The 19,562-nt window shown below is 44.6% G+C and carries 19 protein-coding genes; 13 read left to right on the top strand and 6 right to left on the bottom strand.

Features of this window, described 5'->3' with window-relative positions; all coding sequences use genetic code 11:
• Window positions 1-18: 18 nt before the first annotated feature.
• Entirely contained in the window at window positions 19-1,887 is a 1,869-nt protein-coding gene (locus IGK14_RS14075) for an acyltransferase family protein (protein ID WP_008379546.1), read from the top strand.
• Window positions 1,888-1,964: 77 nt separating this feature from the next.
• On the opposite strand, the gene dhaL is transcribed toward IGK14_RS14075, so the two are convergent.
• From dhaL to IGK14_RS14055, 4 genes are all read right to left on the bottom strand, one after another.
• The gene (dhaL, locus tag IGK14_RS14070; RefSeq protein WP_010750003.1) at window positions 1,965-2,570 is read right to left on the bottom strand and encodes a dihydroxyacetone kinase subunit DhaL; all 606 of its coding nucleotides are present in this window, start codon (window positions 2,568-2,570) and stop codon (window positions 1,965-1,967) included.
• A 14-nt stretch (window positions 2,571-2,584) separates the two neighbouring features.
• The gene (gene dhaK, locus IGK14_RS14065; RefSeq protein ID WP_010750002.1) at window positions 2,585-3,568 is read right to left on the bottom strand and encodes a dihydroxyacetone kinase subunit DhaK; all 984 of its coding nucleotides are present in this window, start codon (window positions 3,566-3,568) and stop codon (window positions 2,585-2,587) included.
• Window positions 3,565-3,969: a dihydroxyacetone kinase phosphoryl donor subunit DhaM gene (gene dhaM / locus IGK14_RS14060; protein WP_005228160.1), complete on the bottom strand. Its 405-nt coding sequence runs from the start codon at window positions 3,967-3,969 to the stop codon at window positions 3,565-3,567. The genes dhaK and dhaM overlap by 4 nt, the downstream gene beginning before the upstream one ends.
• A 204-nt stretch (window positions 3,970-4,173) precedes the next feature.
• Complete coding sequence (locus tag IGK14_RS14055; protein ID WP_010750001.1) at window positions 4,174-6,498, bottom strand: HAD-IC family P-type ATPase; 2,325 nt, start codon at window positions 6,496-6,498, stop codon at window positions 4,174-4,176.
• Between the two features lie 259 nt (window positions 6,499-6,757).
• Between IGK14_RS14055 and queG the strand changes: the two genes are divergently transcribed.
• Window positions 6,758-7,933, top strand: a complete 1,176-nt coding sequence (gene queG, locus IGK14_RS14050; protein ID WP_005228165.1) for a tRNA epoxyqueuosine(34) reductase QueG — start codon at window positions 6,758-6,760, stop codon at window positions 7,931-7,933.
• 39 nt (window positions 7,934-7,972) lie between these two features.
• Here the strand turns inward: queG and IGK14_RS14045 are convergent, their stop codons facing one another.
• Complete coding sequence (locus IGK14_RS14045) at window positions 7,973-8,329, bottom strand: hypothetical protein (RefSeq protein ID WP_005228172.1); 357 nt, start codon at window positions 8,327-8,329, stop codon at window positions 7,973-7,975.
• A 165-nt stretch (window positions 8,330-8,494) separates the two neighbouring features.
• On the opposite strand from IGK14_RS14045, the gene IGK14_RS14040 reads away from it, so the two are divergent.
• The 6 genes from IGK14_RS14040 to IGK14_RS14015 all read left to right on the top strand — a co-directional run bounded on the left by IGK14_RS14040 (window position 8,495) and on the right by IGK14_RS14015 (window position 13,886).
• Window positions 8,495-9,370 carry an SPFH domain-containing protein gene (locus tag IGK14_RS14040; RefSeq protein WP_010750000.1) on the top strand — a complete coding sequence of 292 codons (876 nt, stop codon included), beginning with the start codon at window positions 8,495-8,497 and terminating at the stop codon, window positions 9,368-9,370.
• Between the two features lie 3 nt (window positions 9,371-9,373).
• Window positions 9,374-9,871, top strand: a complete 498-nt coding sequence (locus tag IGK14_RS14035) for an LURP-one-related/scramblase family protein (RefSeq protein ID WP_005233908.1) — start codon at window positions 9,374-9,376, stop codon at window positions 9,869-9,871.
• Window positions 9,872-9,890: 19 nt separating this feature from the next.
• Window positions 9,891-10,763 carry a fructokinase ScrK gene (gene scrK, locus IGK14_RS14030; RefSeq protein WP_010749999.1) on the top strand — a complete coding sequence of 291 codons (873 nt, stop codon included), beginning with the start codon at window positions 9,891-9,893 and terminating at the stop codon, window positions 10,761-10,763.
• A gap of 98 nt (window positions 10,764-10,861) precedes the next feature.
• On the top strand, window positions 10,862-11,611 hold the full coding sequence (locus tag IGK14_RS14025) for an alpha/beta fold hydrolase (RefSeq protein WP_010749998.1): 750 nt from the start codon (window positions 10,862-10,864) through the stop codon (window positions 11,609-11,611).
• A 107-nt stretch (window positions 11,612-11,718) separates the two neighbouring features.
• Window positions 11,719-12,681: an oxygen-dependent tRNA uridine(34) hydroxylase TrhO gene (gene trhO, locus IGK14_RS14020; protein ID WP_010749997.1), complete on the top strand. Its 963-nt coding sequence runs from the start codon at window positions 11,719-11,721 to the stop codon at window positions 12,679-12,681.
• A 266-nt stretch (window positions 12,682-12,947) separates the two neighbouring features.
• Complete coding sequence (locus IGK14_RS14015) at window positions 12,948-13,886, top strand: 2-dehydropantoate 2-reductase (protein WP_010749996.1); 939 nt, start codon at window positions 12,948-12,950, stop codon at window positions 13,884-13,886.
• Window positions 13,887-13,997: 111 nt separating this feature from the next.
• Here the strand turns inward: IGK14_RS14015 and IGK14_RS14010 are convergent, their stop codons facing one another.
• Window positions 13,998-14,786 carry a PHP domain-containing protein gene (locus IGK14_RS14010; RefSeq protein WP_060791485.1) on the bottom strand — a complete coding sequence of 263 codons (789 nt, stop codon included), beginning with the start codon at window positions 14,784-14,786 and terminating at the stop codon, window positions 13,998-14,000.
• A gap of 132 nt (window positions 14,787-14,918) precedes the next feature.
• Here IGK14_RS14010 and IGK14_RS14005 point away from each other — a divergent pair, with 132 nt between their 5' ends.
• The 5 genes from IGK14_RS14005 to IGK14_RS13985 all read left to right on the top strand — a co-directional run bounded on the left by IGK14_RS14005 (window position 14,919) and on the right by IGK14_RS13985 (window position 19,557).
• Window positions 14,919-15,785: an AraC family transcriptional regulator gene (locus IGK14_RS14005; RefSeq protein WP_010749994.1), complete on the top strand. Its 867-nt coding sequence runs from the start codon at window positions 14,919-14,921 to the stop codon at window positions 15,783-15,785.
• 234 nt (window positions 15,786-16,019) lie between these two features.
• Entirely contained in the window at window positions 16,020-17,093 is a 1,074-nt protein-coding gene (locus IGK14_RS14000; RefSeq protein ID WP_005228203.1) for a Gfo/Idh/MocA family protein, read from the top strand.
• A gap of 30 nt (window positions 17,094-17,123) precedes the next feature.
• Window positions 17,124-17,876, top strand: a complete 753-nt coding sequence (locus IGK14_RS13995) for a sugar phosphate isomerase/epimerase family protein (protein ID WP_010749993.1) — start codon at window positions 17,124-17,126, stop codon at window positions 17,874-17,876.
• Window positions 17,873-18,592, top strand: coding sequence for a ThuA domain-containing protein (locus IGK14_RS13990; RefSeq protein ID WP_010749992.1), 720 nt, complete (start codon window positions 17,873-17,875; stop codon window positions 18,590-18,592). The genes IGK14_RS13995 and IGK14_RS13990 overlap by 4 nt, the downstream gene beginning before the upstream one ends.
• Window positions 18,589-19,557, top strand: coding sequence for a sugar phosphate isomerase/epimerase family protein (locus IGK14_RS13985; RefSeq protein WP_005228209.1), 969 nt, complete (start codon window positions 18,589-18,591; stop codon window positions 19,555-19,557). The genes IGK14_RS13990 and IGK14_RS13985 overlap by 4 nt, the downstream gene beginning before the upstream one ends.
• Window positions 19,558-19,562 lie beyond the last annotated feature (5 nt).

Below are 19,562 nucleotides of genomic sequence, written 5' to 3'. Positions count from 1 at the left end.
GAGAAAAGTGGTTGAAAAATGAATAAACGTTTAAGCACAAGCCGCTATATTACCGGGTTTGACGGCATTCGAACCTTGGCAGTCATCGGCGTTATTTTATATCATTTACTACCTACTCATATGCGAGGCGGGTATTTAGGAGTTCCAGTATTCTTTGTCGTATCAGGTTATTTAATCACTGACTTGCTGAGGCAAGAGTGGGATCAAAACGGCAAAATCAAAGTCAAAGATTTTTATGTTCGGCGGATGAAACGGCTCTATCCAGGAATGGTGGTGATGCTGCTTATCTCAGCAGCGTATATCACGTTGTTCCAGCGAAACCTGTTGAATAATTTGCGCGGGGTTTTTGTTAGCTCGTTGCTTTATTACAACAACTGGTGGCAGATCAATCATGGGTTATCCTATTTTGATCGGTTCGGTAATGAATCCCCCTTTACCCATCTGTGGTCGCTGGCTGTGGAGGGACAGAACTATCTGATTTGGCCTTTAGTATTTATTTTGCTGATGAAAATCGGCAAGCAGAGGCATCGCGCCTTTAAATTTACTGCCGCAGTCACGATTTTGTCGGCAATTCTGTTAGCAGTCCTTTACACACCAGGCGCTGATCCGACACGGGTCTATTATGGAACGGATACGCGGCTCTTTTCGATCTGGATGGGGAGTGCCTTAGCATTCATTTGGCCAAGTACCCATTTGAAGAAAGAGATACCGCAAAAAGCCAAACGGGTCTTGAATATCTCTGGCTTTGCTTCCTTGGCTGGTCTGATCGCAGCGTTCTTTTTCTTAGATGATCATTTGACTTTTGTCTATTATGGCGGCATGTTCTTGATCAGTATCCTATGTACGATTCTTGTGGCAGTCACCGCTCATCCCGGAGCCAGCTTGAATCGGGTATTGAGTAATCCGATTTTCAGTTATATCGGCAAGCGCAGTTATGGGATCTATTTGTATCAATTTCCAGTGATGATTTTTTACGAAGCAAAAGTGGGGAATATCGGGGAGAACGTGCTGATGCACACGTTAGTGGAACTATTCTTGATCTTGTTTATCAGTGAATTGTCCTATCGGTTTATCGAAAACCCAATGCGTAAATTCCAGTACAAAGACACATTCAGAACGGTCCGCGGTTGGTTCAGTAAACCGATTTTTAGTTGGAAAAAACCGTGGTTAGTGCCCAGCTTACTGATTACCCTCGTTGCTTTGTTTGGCGTCGTGACCGCACCGACGAATTATGTCGATGCCCAGCAGCAGCAGTTGAAAGACAACATTGCGGCCAATAAAAAAGCGGCAGAGCAATCGCAAAAAAATGCGAATGCTGAAGGCAATGAAGCAGACGATGAGGCGAACACAAGTGAAGATGAAAAAAATATCATGGAAAAATATGATTTAACAGCAGCCCAAGTGAAAAAAGCAGAATCTCTTGAAATCACGGCTTTTGGTGATTCCGTGATGCTGGATGCAACGGCTGACTTGAAAGAAGTCTTTACCCAAGCGGTAGTTGATGGGGATGTTGGGCGCCAGCTGTATGCGAGCCCTGAATTGATCAAAGACTTGAAAGAAAAAAATCTTTTGCGGGATACCGTCCTTGTGGGGCTAGGGACGAATGGTTCCTTTACAGAAGCCCAATTTGACAGCTTTATGAATGAGATCGGTGATCGCAAAGTCTACTGGATCAATGTGCGGGTACCGACACAGCGTTGGCAAAATGAAGTCAATCGGATGTTGGAGCGCATGGCGGAAAAATACGACAATATGACCTTGATCGATTGGTATGATTTGAGTAATGACCAAGAGTCATGGTTCTATGAAGATCGGGTCCATCCAAATCCAGATGGCATGGATCAATACGTGAAGCTAGTTGCCCAAACGATTTTACAAGAGGAATAAACAAGAAAAAGACAAACCTTACGCAATCATAAGGTTTGTCTTTTGTCTTAAACGGTGCTTTGTAAGAGCATCGTTTTTTAATTCTTTTCTATCACCGTTAATAGTGAGTCAAACAAAATCGCACTAGAAGCCGATCCGGGATCGATATGACCGATGGCACGTTCACCAACATAAGAGGCACGGCCTTTTTTAGCAACGAGTTCTTTGGTATGTTCTTTCGCTGCTTCGATCGTGTCTTTGGTCAATTCCCCTTTTTTCAAGGCTTCTGCGACAGGTTGCCAGACATCGACCATCGTTTTGTCTTCAAACTCAGCTTTTCCCCGCATTTTGATGCCCGTCAAACCTTCTTCAACGATCGTACCTAATTGTTCAAAGGAGTCGATCGTTTCTAGTTCCTTCGTTGCTTTGGTCATATTCATAAACGCCGAACCATAAAGGGGACCCGAAGCGCCGCCGACTTTTGAGATTATTGCCATCGAGAAGACTTTAAAGGTATCACTGATCGTCGTTGGCTGTTGTTTGGCATAAGCTTCTTGATAAGCAGCTACGCCGCGTGCCATATTGTTGCCATGGTCCCCGTCGCCGATCGGTGTATCTAAATCGCTCAAATAGGCTTTGTTTGCTTCGATTTCTTTTGTGAAGGTATCTAACCATGCTTGCACCATTTCTGTTGTCAATTGCATCTCTATTCGCTCCTTTACCAGGCTATTGTTGTGACGGCTTCATTTAACGCATCGGTGTGATCCGTTTCGCTGAAGTCGATCAAGGTCAGTGAAAGTCCCTGCATATCGATGGAAGTCATGAAATTGCCGACTTTATGGAAGGAGACAGGTATGTCTTTTTCTGCGAGTAATTTCGCGACATCATTGGCAAAAACGAACAGCTCCATTTGCGGCGTACCACCCATACCGTTGATCAAGACACCGACTTTTTCTGGGGTCTTTTCATAATCCGCTAAGATTTTTTCCACCAACTCTTGTGCTAGTTCACGTGAGGGTTTCAGTTTTTCACGACGGTAACCAGGTTCGCCGTGGATACCCACGCCATACTCGATCTCATCATCGGCTAAGTCAAAACCTGGTTTCCCAACTTCAGGAACTGTTGCCGCTTTTAATGCGACCCCAATGGTTTTGATCGATGCAACCAAGGCATCGCCCAGTGTTTTTAATTCGCTTAAGCTGGCACCATTACGAGCAGCTGCGCCTAAAATCTTGTGGACTAAGACCGTACCGGCAACTCCTCGTTTGCCAGCAGTATAGGTGCTATTTTCAACAGCGATATCATCATCCACGACCACGATCTCCGTCGTGATCTCTTCCATTTCTGCCATATCTTTGGCCATCTCAAAGTTCAAGATATCGCCAGTATAGTTTTTGACGATCAACAAGACGCCTTGTCCTTGATCAGAATCTTGGATAGCCGTCAAAATCTGGTCGGGGGTCGGGGAGGTGAAGACATCGCCTAAAACGGCGGCGCTAAGCATCCCATCACCGACAAAGCCAGCATGCGCCGGCTCATGTCCGCTCCCACCGCCAGAAACAAGACCGACTTGTTCTTTTTGATTATTCTTAGCGATCACCCGTGAGTCGGCGACTTGATGGACCAGTTCAGGATAACTGCCTACGATACCAGCCAACATTTCTTCTACGATCATTGAGGGATCATTAATGATTTTTTTCATGCTTCATGCCATCCTTTCTCGGCTGCTTTTTTTGCTTCTGCAACGATTTGTGCCAAATCATCACTGAAACCAGCGGTGATCGCTGCAGCAAAGGCACCTTCCACCAGCGGCGCGTCGATCAGGTGATAGCGTTCTTGTTGCTGAGGTTCCAGCATGTCGTATGCAAGTTCGGCATTCAAAACGGCACTGCCTAGATCGGCAAAGACTAAGATCAGTTCAGCGTCTGCGGATTCGTTGACGGCATCCACGATTTTCGTGGCGTCAGAACCCAGCTCTCCTTCTGCTGTCCCGCCTAAAGAATAGATCGTGACTGACTCGCCGTCAGCCATTTCTTCGATCATCTGTTTTAATCCTTCGGTGAGTTGCTGACTGTGAGAAACGAGTAAAATACTTTTTTTCATCCAATTTCACCAACACTTTCTGATTAAATTTGGCTGTTTGACAAGGGGGTTGCCTTTTCCAAAGAAACACCGTCCTTGTTGAAACCGCCTACAGGTTCAGTATACCAAATTTCTTTCTTCTTGTATGGTTGCACCTATGGAGAGGACAAAAAAACAGCATCGTCTTTCTGGACAAAGCAAGAAAGAGCGATGCGGTAAAATCAATTAGGATTGTTTAACGAGCACTTTGGCTGAAAAGCGCTTCGTTAGGAAAGAAAGCCCCACGTACAGGCAGATGTTCAATGCCATCATGCCAAGGAAGTAAGGCAATGTTACGGCGGTCAAGAAACCGACTTCCAGCAATCCGTGGAAAAGCATTGCTGCGACATAGATCCCCACGGTAGTGGTAATCGCTAAGAACAATCGCAATGGATTTAACGGCAAGCAAGCGCGAATCACAGCGATACAGCTGATCCCGATCAACAAATAGTACAACAAGGTCGTCGTATCAAATTGCGACCAACCGTAGTCGGTTTGTAAAAAGCGGATCGCAAAGTAATTGACTAACACCAACAAGGCATTTGGTAATGCATTGAGTAAGACCGTCGGCAAGTAGCGCCCCTTGATCGGTGCTTTGTTTTCTTCAAAGGAAAGGAAGAATGATGGATAGCCTTCAATTGCTAAGTCGATCAATGTGATTTGGATCGGCAAGAACGGAAAGGCGCTGGATGTCAGGATACAAACCAAAGAGAGCAAGAAGCTGTAAATCGTCTTGATAAAGAAGATCCCCGACGCTTTGGTGACGTTATTGACGACGCGGCGTCCTTCAAATAAAACATCTGGCAACGTAGTAAAGTCAGAATCCAATAAGACAAAGTTAGCGATTTGACGAGCCGCACTGTCGCCAGCAGCCATCGCAATACTAACGTCGGCTTCCCGCAGCGCCAACACGTCATTGACGCCATCGCCCGTCATAGCAACGGTCCGGTGATTGGCTTTTAATTCTTGGACAAGCAGTTTCTTTTGTTCAGGGGTCACACGACCAAAGACCGTATAGCGTGTCGCAGCTTCTCGGACTTCTGCTTCGGTCGTTAAGGTAGAAAGATCGATAGCTTGATCGGCATTCGCAAGACCTGCACGATGGGCGATCGCAGCGACAGCTATTGGATTATCGCCAGAGATTACCTTTAGATCGATGCCTTGATCGGCTAAGTAAGCCAAGGTTTCTTCAGCGTTTTGGCGGATGATATCAGATAAAATCAAGACTGCCACCGCTTGTGCATTGCTTGGGTCAAAGGATGCTGGCGCTTTTGGATCGGTCTCTACGGCTAAAATCAACACTCGCAGACCTGCTTCTTGCGCTTCTTTGACTTGCGGCAAGGCAGCAGAGCCAGCGACTTTTTCAGGTGCGCCAAGATAGACATTTCCTAGATGTTCAAAAGCTACAGCACCCCATTTGCGCTGTGAAGAAAAGGCAGCGACTTCGATCGGCTGATGATCCGTTAGCTCAGGGCAGCCTTGACGCAATGCTTGCATCGTCAAATTGTTATCTGTGCTGGCTGCCAAATAATTCCCTAAGAGCATGTTAGGGTCGCTGTCGGCTTGGAGAGGAACGATCGATTCGAGAACCATATGGCCTTCCGTCAACGTCCCCGTCTTATCCAGACAAAGGGTATCGACATGCGCTAAGGTTTCAACGGCATACATGTCTTGGACCAAAATCCGTTTTTTGGCCAATTTAATGACACCTGTCGTCAAGGCGATACTGATCAGCAGGACAAGTCCTTTTGGTAACATTCCTAATAAGGCAGCGGCAGAAACGACGACGGATTCCTTGATTCCAGCATCTCGCATCATAAAGGCTTGGAAGAACAAGATCACCCCTAAAGGAACGATCACATAGCTAGTGAATTTGGACACACTACGGATCGAAGCAAGCAGCTCAGAGCGGATCGGTTTGTGGACCTTCGCCTCATTGCTTAGTTTCGCTGCGTAGTTTTCAGCACCGACATGAATGACTTTTCCTGTCACTTCACCGCTGACGATGAAACTTCCTGAGAGTAAGGAAGCACCTGCTTCTTTGACAACCAGATCGGCTTCACCAGTCAGCATCGCTTCATTGACTTCGACTAGTCCAGAAAGCACCGTCATGTCAGCGGGGATTTGGTCCCCAGCACCAAGAATGACTGAGTCTTCTAAGACCAATTCTTTGGCTGAAATCTCATGGGTTTGACTATCTCGAATCACTCGTACCGTTTGCGGTGAAACAAGTGAGAGTTTTTTTACTAAATTACGTGCGTGCAATTCTTGGCTGATCCCAATGGTGATATTCACAAAAATAATCGCTAAGTAGAACATGTTGGAATAGGCGCCTACGGCAAATAAAAAAACGCCAATCAATAGGTTGAGAAAATTGAATAACGTCAGTAAATTGTCCTTGATGATCGCAGCAGTTGATTTACTGGTTTTGGTTTCATAATCATTGTGCAGCCCCTCTTGGGTTTTCTTGGCGACTTCTGCTGCAGTCAAGCCGGTGGGTAATTGAGTCATAAGCATCTCCATTTCATTTGTTCATTTCTTTCTGATTCCTTTATCTAGTCTAGCATTCGAAAAAGGCAATGCAATCGTTGCGAGGAAAATAGCGATAAAATTAATTAAAATCTTAAACAATCAACACGTGTTCTTTTAAAGAAAGAAAAAAAATGGGGGAACAAACCGCACCATCGACTTTTTTCTGGTGCTTACGTATAATAGGGGAAGAGAAAAAGCCGAGAAGCAGATGCTTAGCGGACAAAAGAGGGTAGCGAGCATGTCTTTAAAAGAAAAAATTATTGCAGAAAGCAAGCGGCTTGGCATCGACAAGATCGGGTTTGCTTCAGCGGAGCCGTTTTTGGCATTGGAGCCTTCCTTGCGGGAACAAAAAGCCAAGGGCCATACCTCTGGTTTTGAGCATCCCGTGATCGAAGAGCGTATCTATCCTGAACGGACATTTGAAAATCCGCAAACGATCATTGCGATCGCTTTAGCTTATCCGACAAAAATCAAAGAGAAAGTCCCGCGGGATGAAAAACGTGGCATGTTTGCCCGTGCCTCGTGGGGCATCGATTACCATGATATTTTGCGAGAACGGTTGGATCGCTTGATCGCCTTTATCAAAGAACAAGCGCAAACGATGGAAGAACAAGTCGAATGGCGTTTCGCACCGCAAGTCGATACAGGGGAATTGGTGGATGTGGCGGCAGCGCAGCGGGCGGGTCTTGGCTTTATCGGTCGTAATGGCTTGCTGATCACAGAAGAGTTTGGTTCGTTTGTTTATCTCGGGGAGATCGTCACTAATATCTCTCTTGAACCAGATGAAGAAGTCCCGTTTGGTTGTGGGGATTGCATGCGTTGTGTGACGGCTTGCCCCACCAAAGCGTTATTGGGCGATGGTCGGATGAATGCCCAGCGCTGTTTGTCCTATCAAACCCAGACGAAGGGCATGATGCCAGAAGAGTACCGCAAAAAGATGCATAACGTGATTTACGGTTGCGATATTTGTCAGCTGGTCTGTCCTTATAATCGGGGGAAGGACTTCCATTTTCATCAAGAGATGGAGCCTGAAGTCGATACCGTTTATCCAAAACTGCAACCGATGCTGTCTTTATCAAACAAAGCCTTCAAAGAACAATTTGGCCATCTATCTGGCTCTTGGCGGGGGAAAAAACCGCTGCAGCGTAATGCCATCATCGCCTTAGCCAATGTGGGAGACCGCAGTGCCTTGCCAGCGATTTGGCGCTGTGCGACAGAAGACGTTCGCCCAGTGATTCGAGGAACGGCTTATTGGGCCATTGGTCAGTTGGGCGTCAAAGAACCAGAGATGTGGTTAGAGCGACTGCAACGATGCGCAGAGTTAGAACCCGAAGAAGAAGCACAGCAAGAATTGCAACCTGCCATCGAACGATTGCAAGCAGTCATTACCAAAAAGCAGGAAAAAGAGCTATAAAAAAAGCAAAACGTGCCCGTGGCCGTTTTGCTTTTTTGTTTAATCTAGTACGTCATCACTTTCAACGATTTCTTCTGAATCGAGTTCAAAATCTGGTGCTGGATGCACACGCTCAGGCAGCTCCATTTCTAACTCGCCTTCTTCGGTGTATTGGTTGTCGGTATCGGCAACGTCAACTAAAATTTCTTCAGGAAGCTCTTGTTCTAACCGATAGCCTTCTGCATGACGTGCATCGAGTAATTCCAAAAGATGTTGCCACTCGTCTTTCGAGATCACTACGACGTCAATGCCATCTTTGTTTTGTACCTCTACAACAGAGGAAAGATCGGTGCCGACCGTTTTAATGATCGATTCCAACGACCATTTACTCGTTTCTAAGTCAATTTTTTGTGCCATAAGAATTACTCCTTTTTTGAGAAAAATTTTGTCCTACCTTAATTGTAACGGGAAAGTTGCAGAAAACAAAATAGCTTGATTGGGAATCGTCCCTAATATGCGCAAGAACATTTGCACAGCGGCTTTAACCAAGGTAAGATAAGAGCAAGAAGGGAAGGAATAAAAATGACAGAAAAACAGACATTTCATGTGAATGGGTATTTAGCACTGGTTGTGCTGATCGGGTTATTAGTTGGCGGCGGTTATTTGTTTTATCATGGGTTCGTAAATGAGAGCGTTCTCGAAATCGTTCTCAGTATTCTTTTATGGATCGTTTCGTTTCTTTTCCTTAGTTCGTTAACGATCGTACAGCCCAACCAAGCCAAAGCGATCCTCTTTTTTGGGCAATATTTAGGGACCATTAAAGACAACGGCTTGTTCGTGACAACCCCCTTAACCCAAAAAATCAATGTTTCATTGAAAGTCCGTAACTTTAACAGTTCGCTGTTGAAGGTCAATGATTCAGACGGAAACCCGATCGAGATCTCGGCGGTGGTGGTTTTTAAAGTCGTAGATACGGCGAAAGCATTGTTTGATGTCGATTATTACCAAGATTTCATTGAGATCCAAAGTGAAACAGCGATTCGTCATATTGCGACGCAATACCCGTATGACACGTTCAATGACGATGATCTGACGTTGCGAGGCAATACCAATGAAGTTTCTGAAGAACTGGCAAAAGAATTGCAAGAACGATTGGCTGTTGCTGGGGTCGAAGTCATAGAGACCCGCTTAAATCACCTCGCGTATGCGACTGAGATCGCTAGTGCGATGTTGCAGCGCCAACAAGCTAAAGCAATTTTATCAGCACGGCAAATCATTGTTGAAGGGGCCGTCTCCATGACACAAATGGCGTTAGAACAAATCGAAGACGGACAGGACATCAATTTCACAGATGACCGCAAAGTCCAACTGATCAATAATTTATTGGTGTCGATCATTACCGATAAAGGCACGCAGCCGGTGATCAATACGGGCGATGTCAAAGAGAAAGGAGTGTAGCATTTGAAGAAACTTTACATCAAACAGAAGGTTTTCAGCATTGGCGAAAAATTTACCGTCACCGATGATTTACAAAACCCTCGCTATTATGTCGAAGGCAGTTTTTTTAAGATCCCGAAAAGTTTTACGATCTTCAATGAGCAGCAGCGACCGATCGCGGAGATCACCAAAAAAGTGTTCAGTTTATTACCGAAATTTTTTGTGGAAGTCCACGGCCAAGAAGCGATCGTTTTAGAAAAACATTTCACATTTTTTAAAGCCCGCTATTCCATCAGTGCAGAAGGCATCGATGTGGACGGCAATTGGTGGGATATGGATTTTGTGGTCAACCGCAACGGCAAACGGATCGCAGAGATCCACAAAAAATGGATCTCTTGGGGCGATACCTATGAAGTTGTGATCTATGAAGAAGATCTAGATGACCTGATCATTGCATTAGTGGTAGCCATCGATCGCGTCAAAGCAGATGATGCCGCAGCGTCAAGTTCAGCAAGTAGTTAGAAAAAAAGGAGCGATGTGCATGTTATACGGTTCGATTGAAGCAGGCGGCACAAAATTTGTGTGCGCCATTGGCGATGAAGAAATGACAATCAAGGAAAGAGTGAGCTTTCCGACAACGACACCTGAGGAAACAATGCCTTTAGTCATTGGTTTCTTCAAACAATACCAAGCAGATTTAGCAGGGATTGGGATTGGCTCATTTGGGCCCATCGATATCCATCGCGATTCTGCCACTTATGGGTACATTACCTCGACCCCGAAATTGGCATGGCAAAATTTTGATTTCATCGGTACCATGAAAAAAGAATTTCCGATCCCGATTTCTTGGACAACAGATGTCAATGCGGCCGCCTATGGTGAGTATGTCTTTGGCAGTGGCAAAGGATTGAGTAGTGTCGTTTATTACACGATCGGTACAGGTGTTGGCGGCGGTGCCTTACAAGAAGGGCGCTTTATCGAAGGCTTTAGTCATCCAGAAATGGGGCATATGCTGGTCGTCCCTCATCCAAAAGATGACTTTGCTGGCAGCTGTCCATTTCATGGCAACTGTTTAGAAGGGATGGCTGCTGGACCCGCCATCGAAAAACGCTTAGGGAAAAAAGGTCAAGAGGTTGCAGAAGATGATCCTTATTGGGAAATCGAAGCCTCCTATATTGCTCAATGTGCCTACAATACAACCTTGATGTTTTCTCCAGATGTGATCATTTTTGGTGGTGGTGTGATGAAACAACGCCATATGCTGCAAAACGTCCACGACGCATTTGCAAAATTGGTCAATGGGTATGTTGAAACACCTGAGTTAAGCAAATATATCGTGACCCCAGCATTAGAAGACAACGCTGGAACCCTCGGTTGTTTGGCATTGGCTCGAGAAGCGGTCTTACATTCATAAACGAAAAAGGGATCATACTCTTCGGGTATGATCTTTTTTACAGCGTATCAGTGGCGCTTTTGGCGACTTTTTGTATACTTAAGCTGAGGTGGAAAAGAATGAAATTAGCTGTTCGAAAAAGAAAAATCGGGAATATTCCGGTCTTAGAAGTCGTACCTGAAGAAATGATTTATGAGCCGCTGCCATTGATTATTTACTATCATGGCTGGCAGACGAGTAAAGAATTAGTGTTGACACAAGGCAGAAAGTTGGCTAGAGAAGGTTTTCGGGTGGTCTTGCCAGATGCAGCCAATCATGGGGAGCGCAAGACCCAGCTATCGGAGATTCCTTCTTTAACTTTTTGGCAAAGTATCCAAACCAATCTATTTGAGTTTTCTTACTTAGTCGATTTTTTTGAAAACCTTGGTTTGGTCAACGGTCAGATCGCAGTTGGTGGAGTCTCTATGGGAGGGATGACCACGTGCGGTTTATTGTGTCAGCATCCAGAAATCACAGCGGCAGCTTGTATCATGGGTTCTCCTTCCATGTTGAAATACCGTGACCGCATCCAAATGCACGCTGGCGCTGCTGGGTTCTTTGTACCCGAGGATTATGGTCAGCTTTTAAGCTGGATGGATGCTTACGACCTGTCTTCTCAACCAGAGAAATTGGGACAGCGTCCTCTTTTGTTTTGGCATGGTACCCAAGACGAGAAAATTCCTTATGGTGATGTGGAAGCCTTTGTGGCAGAAAATCCAGAAGCAAATTTGCAGTTTATCTCGCGAGAAGAACGCCATCTGGTACGTGGAGAAACGATGGATCAAGTCACAGCTTTTTTCGTGGCAGAGCTCAATCAAACCAATCCATGACACGGTTTGCGCAAGGAAAAAGATTGTGTGAAAAGGTACAAGCATAAAACTCGTTTTTTGTCACGTGATAACCTATACTGTAGGGTGCAAAAAAAGGAGGAATTGGTTTGACATACCGCGTTTTATTATTTTATAAATACACAACAATTGAAGATCCGGAAAGCTTCGCCAAGGAGCATTTAGCATTTGGAAAAGAAATTGGCATCAAGGGCCGTATTTTAGTAGCCAATGAAGGGATCAATGGCACACTTTCTGGAACGGTTGAAGCAACGGATCGCTATATGGAAAAAATGGAAGCTGATCCCCGTTTTAAAGGGATTTTTTATAAGATTGACGAAGTAGAAGAACATGCGTTTAAAAAGCTATTCGTTCGTCCGCGTAAAGAATTGGTTTCATTGAACCTTGAAGACGACATCGATCCATTAGAAATGACTGGAAAATATTTAGATCCTAAAGCGTTCAAAGAAGCGTTGTTAGATGAAGATACCGTGGTGATCGATGCCCGTAACGATTATGAATATGATTTAGGCCATTTCCGAGGAGCCGTTCGTCCCGATATCCGCAGCTTCCGTGAGTTGCCGCAATGGATCATCGATAATAAAGAAAAATTCATGGATAAAAAAGTCGTTACTTATTGTACTGGTGGTATCCGTTGTGAAAAATTCTCAGGCTGGCTGCTGCGAGAAGGCTTTGAAGATGTGGCCCAACTCCATGGCGGTATCTTTGCTTATGGGAATGACCCAGAAGTTCAAGGTGAGCTTTGGGATGGAAAAATGTACGTCTTTGATGAACGCATCAGTGTGGAAATCAATCATGTAGATAAAAAAGTCATCGGCCGCGACTGGTTTGATGGGACACCTTGCGAGCGCTATGTAAACTGTGCCAACCCAGAATGCAATCGCCAATTCTTAACTTCTGAGGAAAATCAGGCTGCCCATTTAGGTGCCTGCAGCTATGATTGTGCCATCCACGAACACAACCGTTACGTGGAGCAACATGGAATCACAGAAGCAGAAAAAGCTGAACGGTTAAAAAACTTTGCAACAAAAAATGAAACAGTCACTGCCTAAACCGACAACTGTTTCACAGGAAATGAAGGATTAAAAGAGTCGCACGTGAGTCCGAAAACTGGCTTAGCTCAGTCAGTTTTTCCACCTTCCGTGCGGCTTTTTTGAATGGACAGAATTGGAAACGATTGTTTTTTAATTATCTGAAAAATCTAACTATTCCAATTGTTCTTTTTTCTTTCCTATCGAGAAAAAACGCAAGGCTCTCGCATATTTAACGATTTTAGAGTAAACTATACCTAATTGTGGAAGAGGAAAGAGGAATTCAGATGAAAATTGTTATTGCTGGTGCAGGTGCTATGGGCAGCCGTTTTGCTATTATGCTAAAAAGAGGCGGAAATGACGTCACGTTAATCGACGGCTGGCCTGCGCATATCGAAGCGATCCGTGAACACGGATTACGAGCGAACTTAAACGGTGAAGAGATCGCAGTCCCTTTTTCGATCTATTCGCAAAATGAGATCCCAATGACTGTACAAGCAGACTTGATCCTGGTCTTTACTAAAGCGATGCAACTGGATCAAATGATGCAAACGATCAAACCGATGATCGGAGAGCAAACGAAAGTCTTATGCTTATTAAACGGGATCGGTCATGAGGACACGATTGAAAAATATGTCAGCACGGATAAAATCTTTTTAGGAAATACCATTTGGACGGCGGACTTGATTGGTCCTGGTAATGTTCGCTTGTTTGGGGATGGTTCTGTAGAACTGCAAAACATCGAACCGGGGAAAGAAGAAGATGCCCGTCAATTGGCGGCAGTCTTGGCTGATGCTGGGTTGAATGCGTCTTATTCTGAGAACATCCGTTACTCCATCTATCGCAAAGCCTGTGTCAACGGCACCCTAAATGGCTTGTGTTCGATTTTAAATGTGAATATTGCCCAATTCGGACAAACCTCAACGGCGCGTGCGATGGTCCAAACGATCGTGGAAGAATTTGCGGCAGTTGCTGCCCATGAATCTGTTGAACTGGATGTATCCGAAGTAGTCCACCATATTGAAGAAACCTATGATCCAGAAGGCATCGGAATGCACTATCCATCCATGTATCAAGATTTGATCAATAATCATCGCAAAACCGAGATCGATTATATCAATGGCGCAATCTCGCGAAAAGGCCGCAAGTACCAAGTGCCAACGCCTTATTGTGACTTTTTGACTCAAATGATCCATGCTAAGGAAGATATTTTAGCAGCAGAATAACCTAAGTAAATCTATTCTAAAAATGCAAAAACGGCGTATCCTTTTAGGGTTCGCCGTTTTTTTGTCCATTTATTGAAAATGTGTTGCTGTAGAGTGCATTCAAAGTTGACGCTATTGAGCAGGCAGATCCGCCATAAACCGTTCGCTACCTTGAAATACCGCTAATTGATTGACACCAAAGGAACGCAATAGATCGCTCATCGCTGCAAAATCTAACCGATAGTCACTGGCTTTATGGGCATCAGAGCCGAGGGTGAACAATTTACCACCGACACTTTGATACAGCGGGATAGCATATTGATAAAGGTGGGCATTTTGATAGGGGCCAAAGCTCTTCGCGTTGATTTCCATCGCTAAGTCACGGGCAACGATTTTTTTGAAGATCGTCGTTAACTCTGTTTCAAAATGGGCGGCCAATTCCTCAGCTGTAAATTGGAAACGACGCAAGCCATAATCAAAGTGGGTCACGATGTGCCCGTCAGAAAACGAGTCCAACACGTGGGCCATTTGGTCAAAGTATTGTTTGGCGACTGCAAATTTGTCCTTGTTCAACACGGCATCGTCCATATAATCAAAGGTACCGTTTTGATGGATACTGATCAATTTCAAGTCATAGGGATGGCTTTCAAGATAGCGCAAGATTTCTTGTTCTTGACCAGGCACGACACCAATCTCGATGCCTTTTAAGAGTTTCGTCGCTGTGGTCTCTTGCAGCTTCTGGTGGGTATTTACTAGTAATTCATAGTCAGGAATATCATCACGGAATCCCGAATAGGGGTTCTTCAAATCGAAATGATCTGTCGCAACGAAGTAGGCAGGCTGGTAAGCAAGATAATTCTCAAACTGTTCATCTGAATCAAAAGACAAAAATGTATGCAGATGTTGATCATAATAATTCATAAACAAGACTCCTTTTCTTGAATACGATACCACAAAAAAGCAGAAGAAACTATGATTGGCTGAGAAAAGGTTTTCTCTTGGACAATTTTTCGCTTATAATAAATAAGAATAGAGCGAAGGAGTCGGTCAGCCATGAGTATGTACCTTGAAATTCCTGAATTTGAAAGTGAATTTCGTTTTCGAACGTTTCTAAATGATGGGTTGACCATCGTTTACCCCCATGTCCATAAAGAAATCGAGATCATTTACGCTAAGCGCGGCACGGTCAATATTGGTGTTGACGATATGATCATTGAGTTGGAGGAAGGGGATCTGTATCTTTTTTCCAGCGGGCAACCCCACTATTTTCTAGCATCGCCTGAGAGTGAACGCTATGTCTATCAATTTGATATGAAGCTTTTTGAAGAGCCATTGCTTCGAGAAAATGAAGTATCCTTGATGACACTCTTTGAAGAAGGGGAGCCCCACAGCAAAAATTGGCCAACGAGTTTTACGGAAAAAATAACAGGTCTCTTGATCGAGTTGTATCAGTTGGAAGAGGAAAATGTCGTTGGGAAGCGTTATTTGACTCTCGGGCTGCTTTACCAGTTGATTGGGGAGTGCTATCAAAGTTTGCCAAAGCGCAAACAAGCCGTCAATCCGCTAAAACGAACGGCCGCACAATACAAAGAAACCTTGCAGCGTCTGAATGATGTCTTTGAGTACATCGAATCTCATTACCAAGAAGTCTTGACGATGGAGGACACCGCAAGACATGTAGGGTTTAGTCCCCATTATTTCACGCGTTTCTTTAAAACCAATACTGGCAAGACCTTCATGCAGTTTTTGACGGAATACCGCATCAATCAAGCCAAATTTATCTTGGCAAATGAAAAGATCCCCATGGCAGAAGTCGCTGAAAAAGCAGGTTTTGCCAGTGTTAAAACATTTCACCATGTCTTTAAGGAAGCCGTTGGTCAATCACCGTTGCAGTACCAGAAACAACTGAATCAAAATTGAGAGAAACAGCCGATGAGCCTTTGCTTGTCGACTGTTTTTTTGTCAATTTGGCACTATTTTTTTCTCGATAGTGTTTTTTTAAGCGCTTTGCATAAATTGTGGAGTGGTTCTTTTTGTTAAAGTTTCATAAGATAATTTTCGGGAATTTTTTCAATGGAAACTGGGAAGAACTGCTTTCGATGTTTCGCTATAATGAGGGGGTAGAAAATAATAAGCGTTTTCAGGAGGAAAGATATGACAGTTAAAGTTGGAATCATTGGGTGCGGTGGGATCGCAAACGGCAAGCACATGCCTGCCTTGTCTCAAGTAGAAGAAGTAGAAATGGTTGCCTTTTGTGATCTGCTGGTTGAACGTGCAGTTGAAGCGAAATCAGCGTTTGGGACCGAAGATGCCCAAGTATTCAGCGATTATCAAGAAATGTTGGCACAAGCTGATCTAGATGTGATCCATGTGTGTACACCAAACGCCTCACATGCTGAGTTGACGATTGCCGCACTAGAAGCGGATTGTCATGTCATGTGTGAAAAACCAATGGCAAAAACAGCGGCAGAAGCCAAAGCAATGATCGAAGCAGCTAACCGAACAGGGAAAAAACTCACGATCGGCTACCAAAACCGTTTTAGAAAAGATTCTCGTTATCTTCATGAAGTGTGCGCCGAAGGACAGTTAGGAAACATTTATTTTGGGAAAGCTCATGCGATTCGTCGTCGGGCTGTGCCAACTTGGGGTGTTTTCCTTGATGAAGAAGCGCAAGGCGGCGGTCCGTTGATCGATATTGGTACCCACGCATTGGATCTGACCTTATGGATGATGAACAATTACAAACCAAAATTTGTTGTCGGAAAAGCGTATCATGAGTTGTCGCAAACCAAAAATGCCGCAAATGCTTGGGGCCCTTGGGATCCAGAGAAATTCTCAGTAGAAGATTCGGCCTTTGGTTTTGTGGTCATGGAAGATGGCGCAACGATTTTCTTAGAAGCTAGCTGGGCGCTCAACAGCTTGGATGTGAAAGAAGCCAAAACGACACTGATGGGCAGCAAAGCGGGTGCGGATATGAACAACGGTTTGACCATCAACGGAGAAGACCACAGCTTGCTGTATGAAAAAAATATCGAACTTGAAACAGGCGGCGTTGATTTTTATGAAGGAAACGGCGAGACGCCAGAAATTTTAGAAGCACAATCGTGGATCCATGCGATCATCAACGATACCGAACCAGTGGTCAAACCTGAAGAAGCAATGGTCGTGACGGAAATTTTAGAAGCGATCTACAAATCATCGCAAACCGGTGAGCCAGTCTACCTATAAGAACTGCTGGAAGAAAAGGAGCGAGCATAAATGACAAAACCGAAAATCGCTTTACAGCTTTGGAGTATTCAAGAGGACTGCAAGACAGACCTTTTTGAAGCGTTGAAAACAGTAAAACAAAACGGCTATGACGGTGTTGAATTTGCCGGTTATCATGGACACAGTGCTGCTCAGATCAAAGAAATGCTTGAGCAGTTGGATTTGGCGGTCGCGGCTTCCCATATCCCGTTTGAAGCATTGCGAGATCGTTTTGAAGAAACCGTCGCTTTTGAAAAAACGATTGGCAATCAACGGATCGTCATTCCGTATGCCAGTTTTGATTCTTTGAAAAAATGGCAAGCCTTTGCTGCGGAGCTGACCCAGATCACCCAAAAGTTGCAAGCAGAAGGGCTGACTTGCTACTACCACAACCATGCCCATGAATTTACTGAAGTTGCTGGAGAATCTATGATCGATGAACTGATCAAAGACAATCCGCAACTGCGTTTGGAAGCCGACCTTTACTGGTTAGCCTTTGCAAACGTGGCTGTTTTACCTTGGCTAAAGGAACGCGAAACGAAGGTCGGTTTGGTTCATATCAAAGATATGCAAGAGCAGCCGCAGGAAAGCACCGAGATCGGCAATGGGATTTTACCAATCAAGTCGTATGTAGAAGCAGCTAAAGCATTAGAACTACCATGGCTGATCGTCGAGCAGGAAGCGTTTCAAAAATTCGCTCCTTTAGAAGCCAGCGGGATTGATTATCTGCAATTAAAAAACATCGTAGAGGAGGTCTACCAATGATCCATGTTACGGTATGGAACGAGTTTCGTCATGAAAAAACGAATGAGACCGTCCAAAAAATGTATCCAGAAGGAATCCATGGTCAAATTGCCAAGTTTTTAGAAGAGGATGATTTCCAAGTGCGAACGGCGACCCTTGATGAACCAGAACACGGGTTGACGGAGCAAGTATTGGCTGATACGGATGTGTTGGTTTGGTGGGGCCATATGGCGCACGAAGAAGTCGATGATGCTATCGTTGCTCGTGTGCAGCAGCGTGTATGGGAAGGAATGGGACTGATCGTCTTGCATTCTGGTCATTTTTCGAAAATCTTTAAAAACTTGATGGGAACGTCGTGCGATTTGAAATGGCGGGTAGACGATCAGCATGCACGGATCTGGAATGTCAATCCAAGCCACCCAATTGTTGAAGGAGTCGGCGAATGGATCGAACTAGAGCAAGAGGAAATGTATGGCGAGCACTTTGATATTCCAGCGCCGGATGAATTGATCTTTGTCAGCTGGTTCCCTGGTGGTGAAGTTTTCCGTAGCGGCTGTACATTCCGCCGTGGGAATGGCAAGATCTTCTATTTCCAGCCTGGTCATGAGACATTCCCAAGCTATTACAATCCCAAAGTGCAAAAAGTGATCCAAAATGCGGCTCGCTGGTGTGCACCAACAGAAAATCGTTACCCAACATATGGGCATTTTCAAGCAATTGAGGAGGAAAGAAAATGAAATTAGGTGTTTTTACCCCGTTATTCAATCAACTTAGCTTCGAAGAAATGATCGATGAAGTAGCGAAAAAAGGGCTGCAAACCGTCGAGATCGGTACCGGTGGTTCTCCAGGCAATGCCCACTTAGACATTGACCGTTTACTAGCAAGTGAAGCAGAGCGAAAAGAATACTTAGCGAAATTAGCTGATAAAGGATTGGAAATCTCAGCTTTGAGCTGTCACAACAACCCAATCTCTCCATTAAAAGCAGAAGCGCAAGAAGCCGATGAACTTTTGCGCAAAACCATCAAATTAGCCAGCTTAATGAATGTACCTGTTGTGAACGGATTTTCAGGCGTTTCAGGCGGAAATGCAACAGATACACAAGTCAACTGGCCAGTATTGCCATGGCCAACGGAATACGATGACAATTATAATTATCAATGGGAACAAAAACTGATTCCTTATTGGAAAGGCATCAACACGGAAGCAGAAGCGGCTGGTGTTAAAATTGGGATCGAACTTCATGGCGGCTTTTTGGCACATACCCCTTATACGATGTTGAAACTGCGGGATGCTGCGGGGAAAGCCATCGGCTGTAACTTGGATCCAAGTCATTTATGGTGGCAAGGGATCGACCCAGTGGCAGCGGTCAAAATCTTAGGGGAAGCCGATGCGATCCATCACTTCCATGCCAAAGATACGTATTTGGATCAAGACAATATCAACATGCATGGCTTGACGGACATGCAGCCATATAGCAATGTCAAAACCCGAGCTTGGACCTTCCGTTCAGTCGGTTGCGGCCACAGCTTACAAGTCTGGTCAGATATTATTTCTGCGCTTAGAATTTATGGGTATGATTATGTCTTGAGTATTGAACATGAAGATCCAATCATGTCCATTGATGAAGGACTGACTCGTGCCATCAGTAACTTGAAGACGATTATGATCCGTGAAGAAGCTTCATCCATGTGGTGGGCATAAGAAGA

This window comes from Enterococcus sp. DIV0970a, from assembly GCF_051711265.1.
In the GTDB taxonomy this organism is placed as follows: Bacteria; Bacillota; Bacilli; order Lactobacillales; family Enterococcaceae; genus Enterococcus_D; species Enterococcus_D casseliflavus.
This window is presented reverse-complemented; position numbering and strand designations above follow the sequence as displayed.

Excerpts from the sequence above, each read along its gene's own strand:
- IGK14_RS14075 (WP_008379546.1), top strand. The coding sequence starts at position 19 with ATGAATAAACGTTTAAGCACAAGCCGCTATATTACCGGGTTTGACGGC.
- dhaL (WP_010750003.1), bottom strand. The coding sequence starts at position 2,570 with ATGCAATTGACAACAGAAATGGTGCAAGCATGGTTAGATACCTTCACA.
- dhaK (WP_010750002.1), bottom strand. The coding sequence starts at position 3,568 with ATGAAAAAAATCATTAATGATCCCTCAATGATCGTAGAAGAAATGTTG.
- dhaM (WP_005228160.1), bottom strand. The coding sequence starts at position 3,969 with ATGAAAAAAAGTATTTTACTCGTTTCTCACAGTCAGCAACTCACCGAA.
- IGK14_RS14055 (WP_010750001.1), bottom strand. The coding sequence starts at position 6,498 with ATGACTCAATTACCCACCGGCTTGACTGCAGCAGAAGTCGCCAAGAAA.
- queG (WP_005228165.1), top strand. The coding sequence starts at position 6,758 with ATGTCTTTAAAAGAAAAAATTATTGCAGAAAGCAAGCGGCTTGGCATC.
- IGK14_RS14045 (WP_005228172.1), bottom strand. The coding sequence starts at position 8,329 with ATGGCACAAAAAATTGACTTAGAAACGAGTAAATGGTCGTTGGAATCG.
- IGK14_RS14040 (WP_010750000.1), top strand. The coding sequence starts at position 8,495 with ATGACAGAAAAACAGACATTTCATGTGAATGGGTATTTAGCACTGGTT.
- scrK (WP_010749999.1), top strand. The coding sequence starts at position 9,891 with ATGTTATACGGTTCGATTGAAGCAGGCGGCACAAAATTTGTGTGCGCC.
- IGK14_RS14025 (WP_010749998.1), top strand. The coding sequence starts at position 10,862 with ATGAAATTAGCTGTTCGAAAAAGAAAAATCGGGAATATTCCGGTCTTA.
- IGK14_RS14015 (WP_010749996.1), top strand. The coding sequence starts at position 12,948 with ATGAAAATTGTTATTGCTGGTGCAGGTGCTATGGGCAGCCGTTTTGCT.
- IGK14_RS14010 (WP_060791485.1), bottom strand. The coding sequence starts at position 14,786 with ATGAATTATTATGATCAACATCTGCATACATTTTTGTCTTTTGATTCA.
- IGK14_RS14005 (WP_010749994.1), top strand. The coding sequence starts at position 14,919 with ATGAGTATGTACCTTGAAATTCCTGAATTTGAAAGTGAATTTCGTTTT.
- IGK14_RS14000 (WP_005228203.1), top strand. The coding sequence starts at position 16,020 with ATGACAGTTAAAGTTGGAATCATTGGGTGCGGTGGGATCGCAAACGGC.
- IGK14_RS13995 (WP_010749993.1), top strand. The coding sequence starts at position 17,124 with ATGACAAAACCGAAAATCGCTTTACAGCTTTGGAGTATTCAAGAGGAC.
- IGK14_RS13990 (WP_010749992.1), top strand. The coding sequence starts at position 17,873 with ATGATCCATGTTACGGTATGGAACGAGTTTCGTCATGAAAAAACGAAT.
- IGK14_RS13985 (WP_005228209.1), top strand. The coding sequence starts at position 18,589 with ATGAAATTAGGTGTTTTTACCCCGTTATTCAATCAACTTAGCTTCGAA.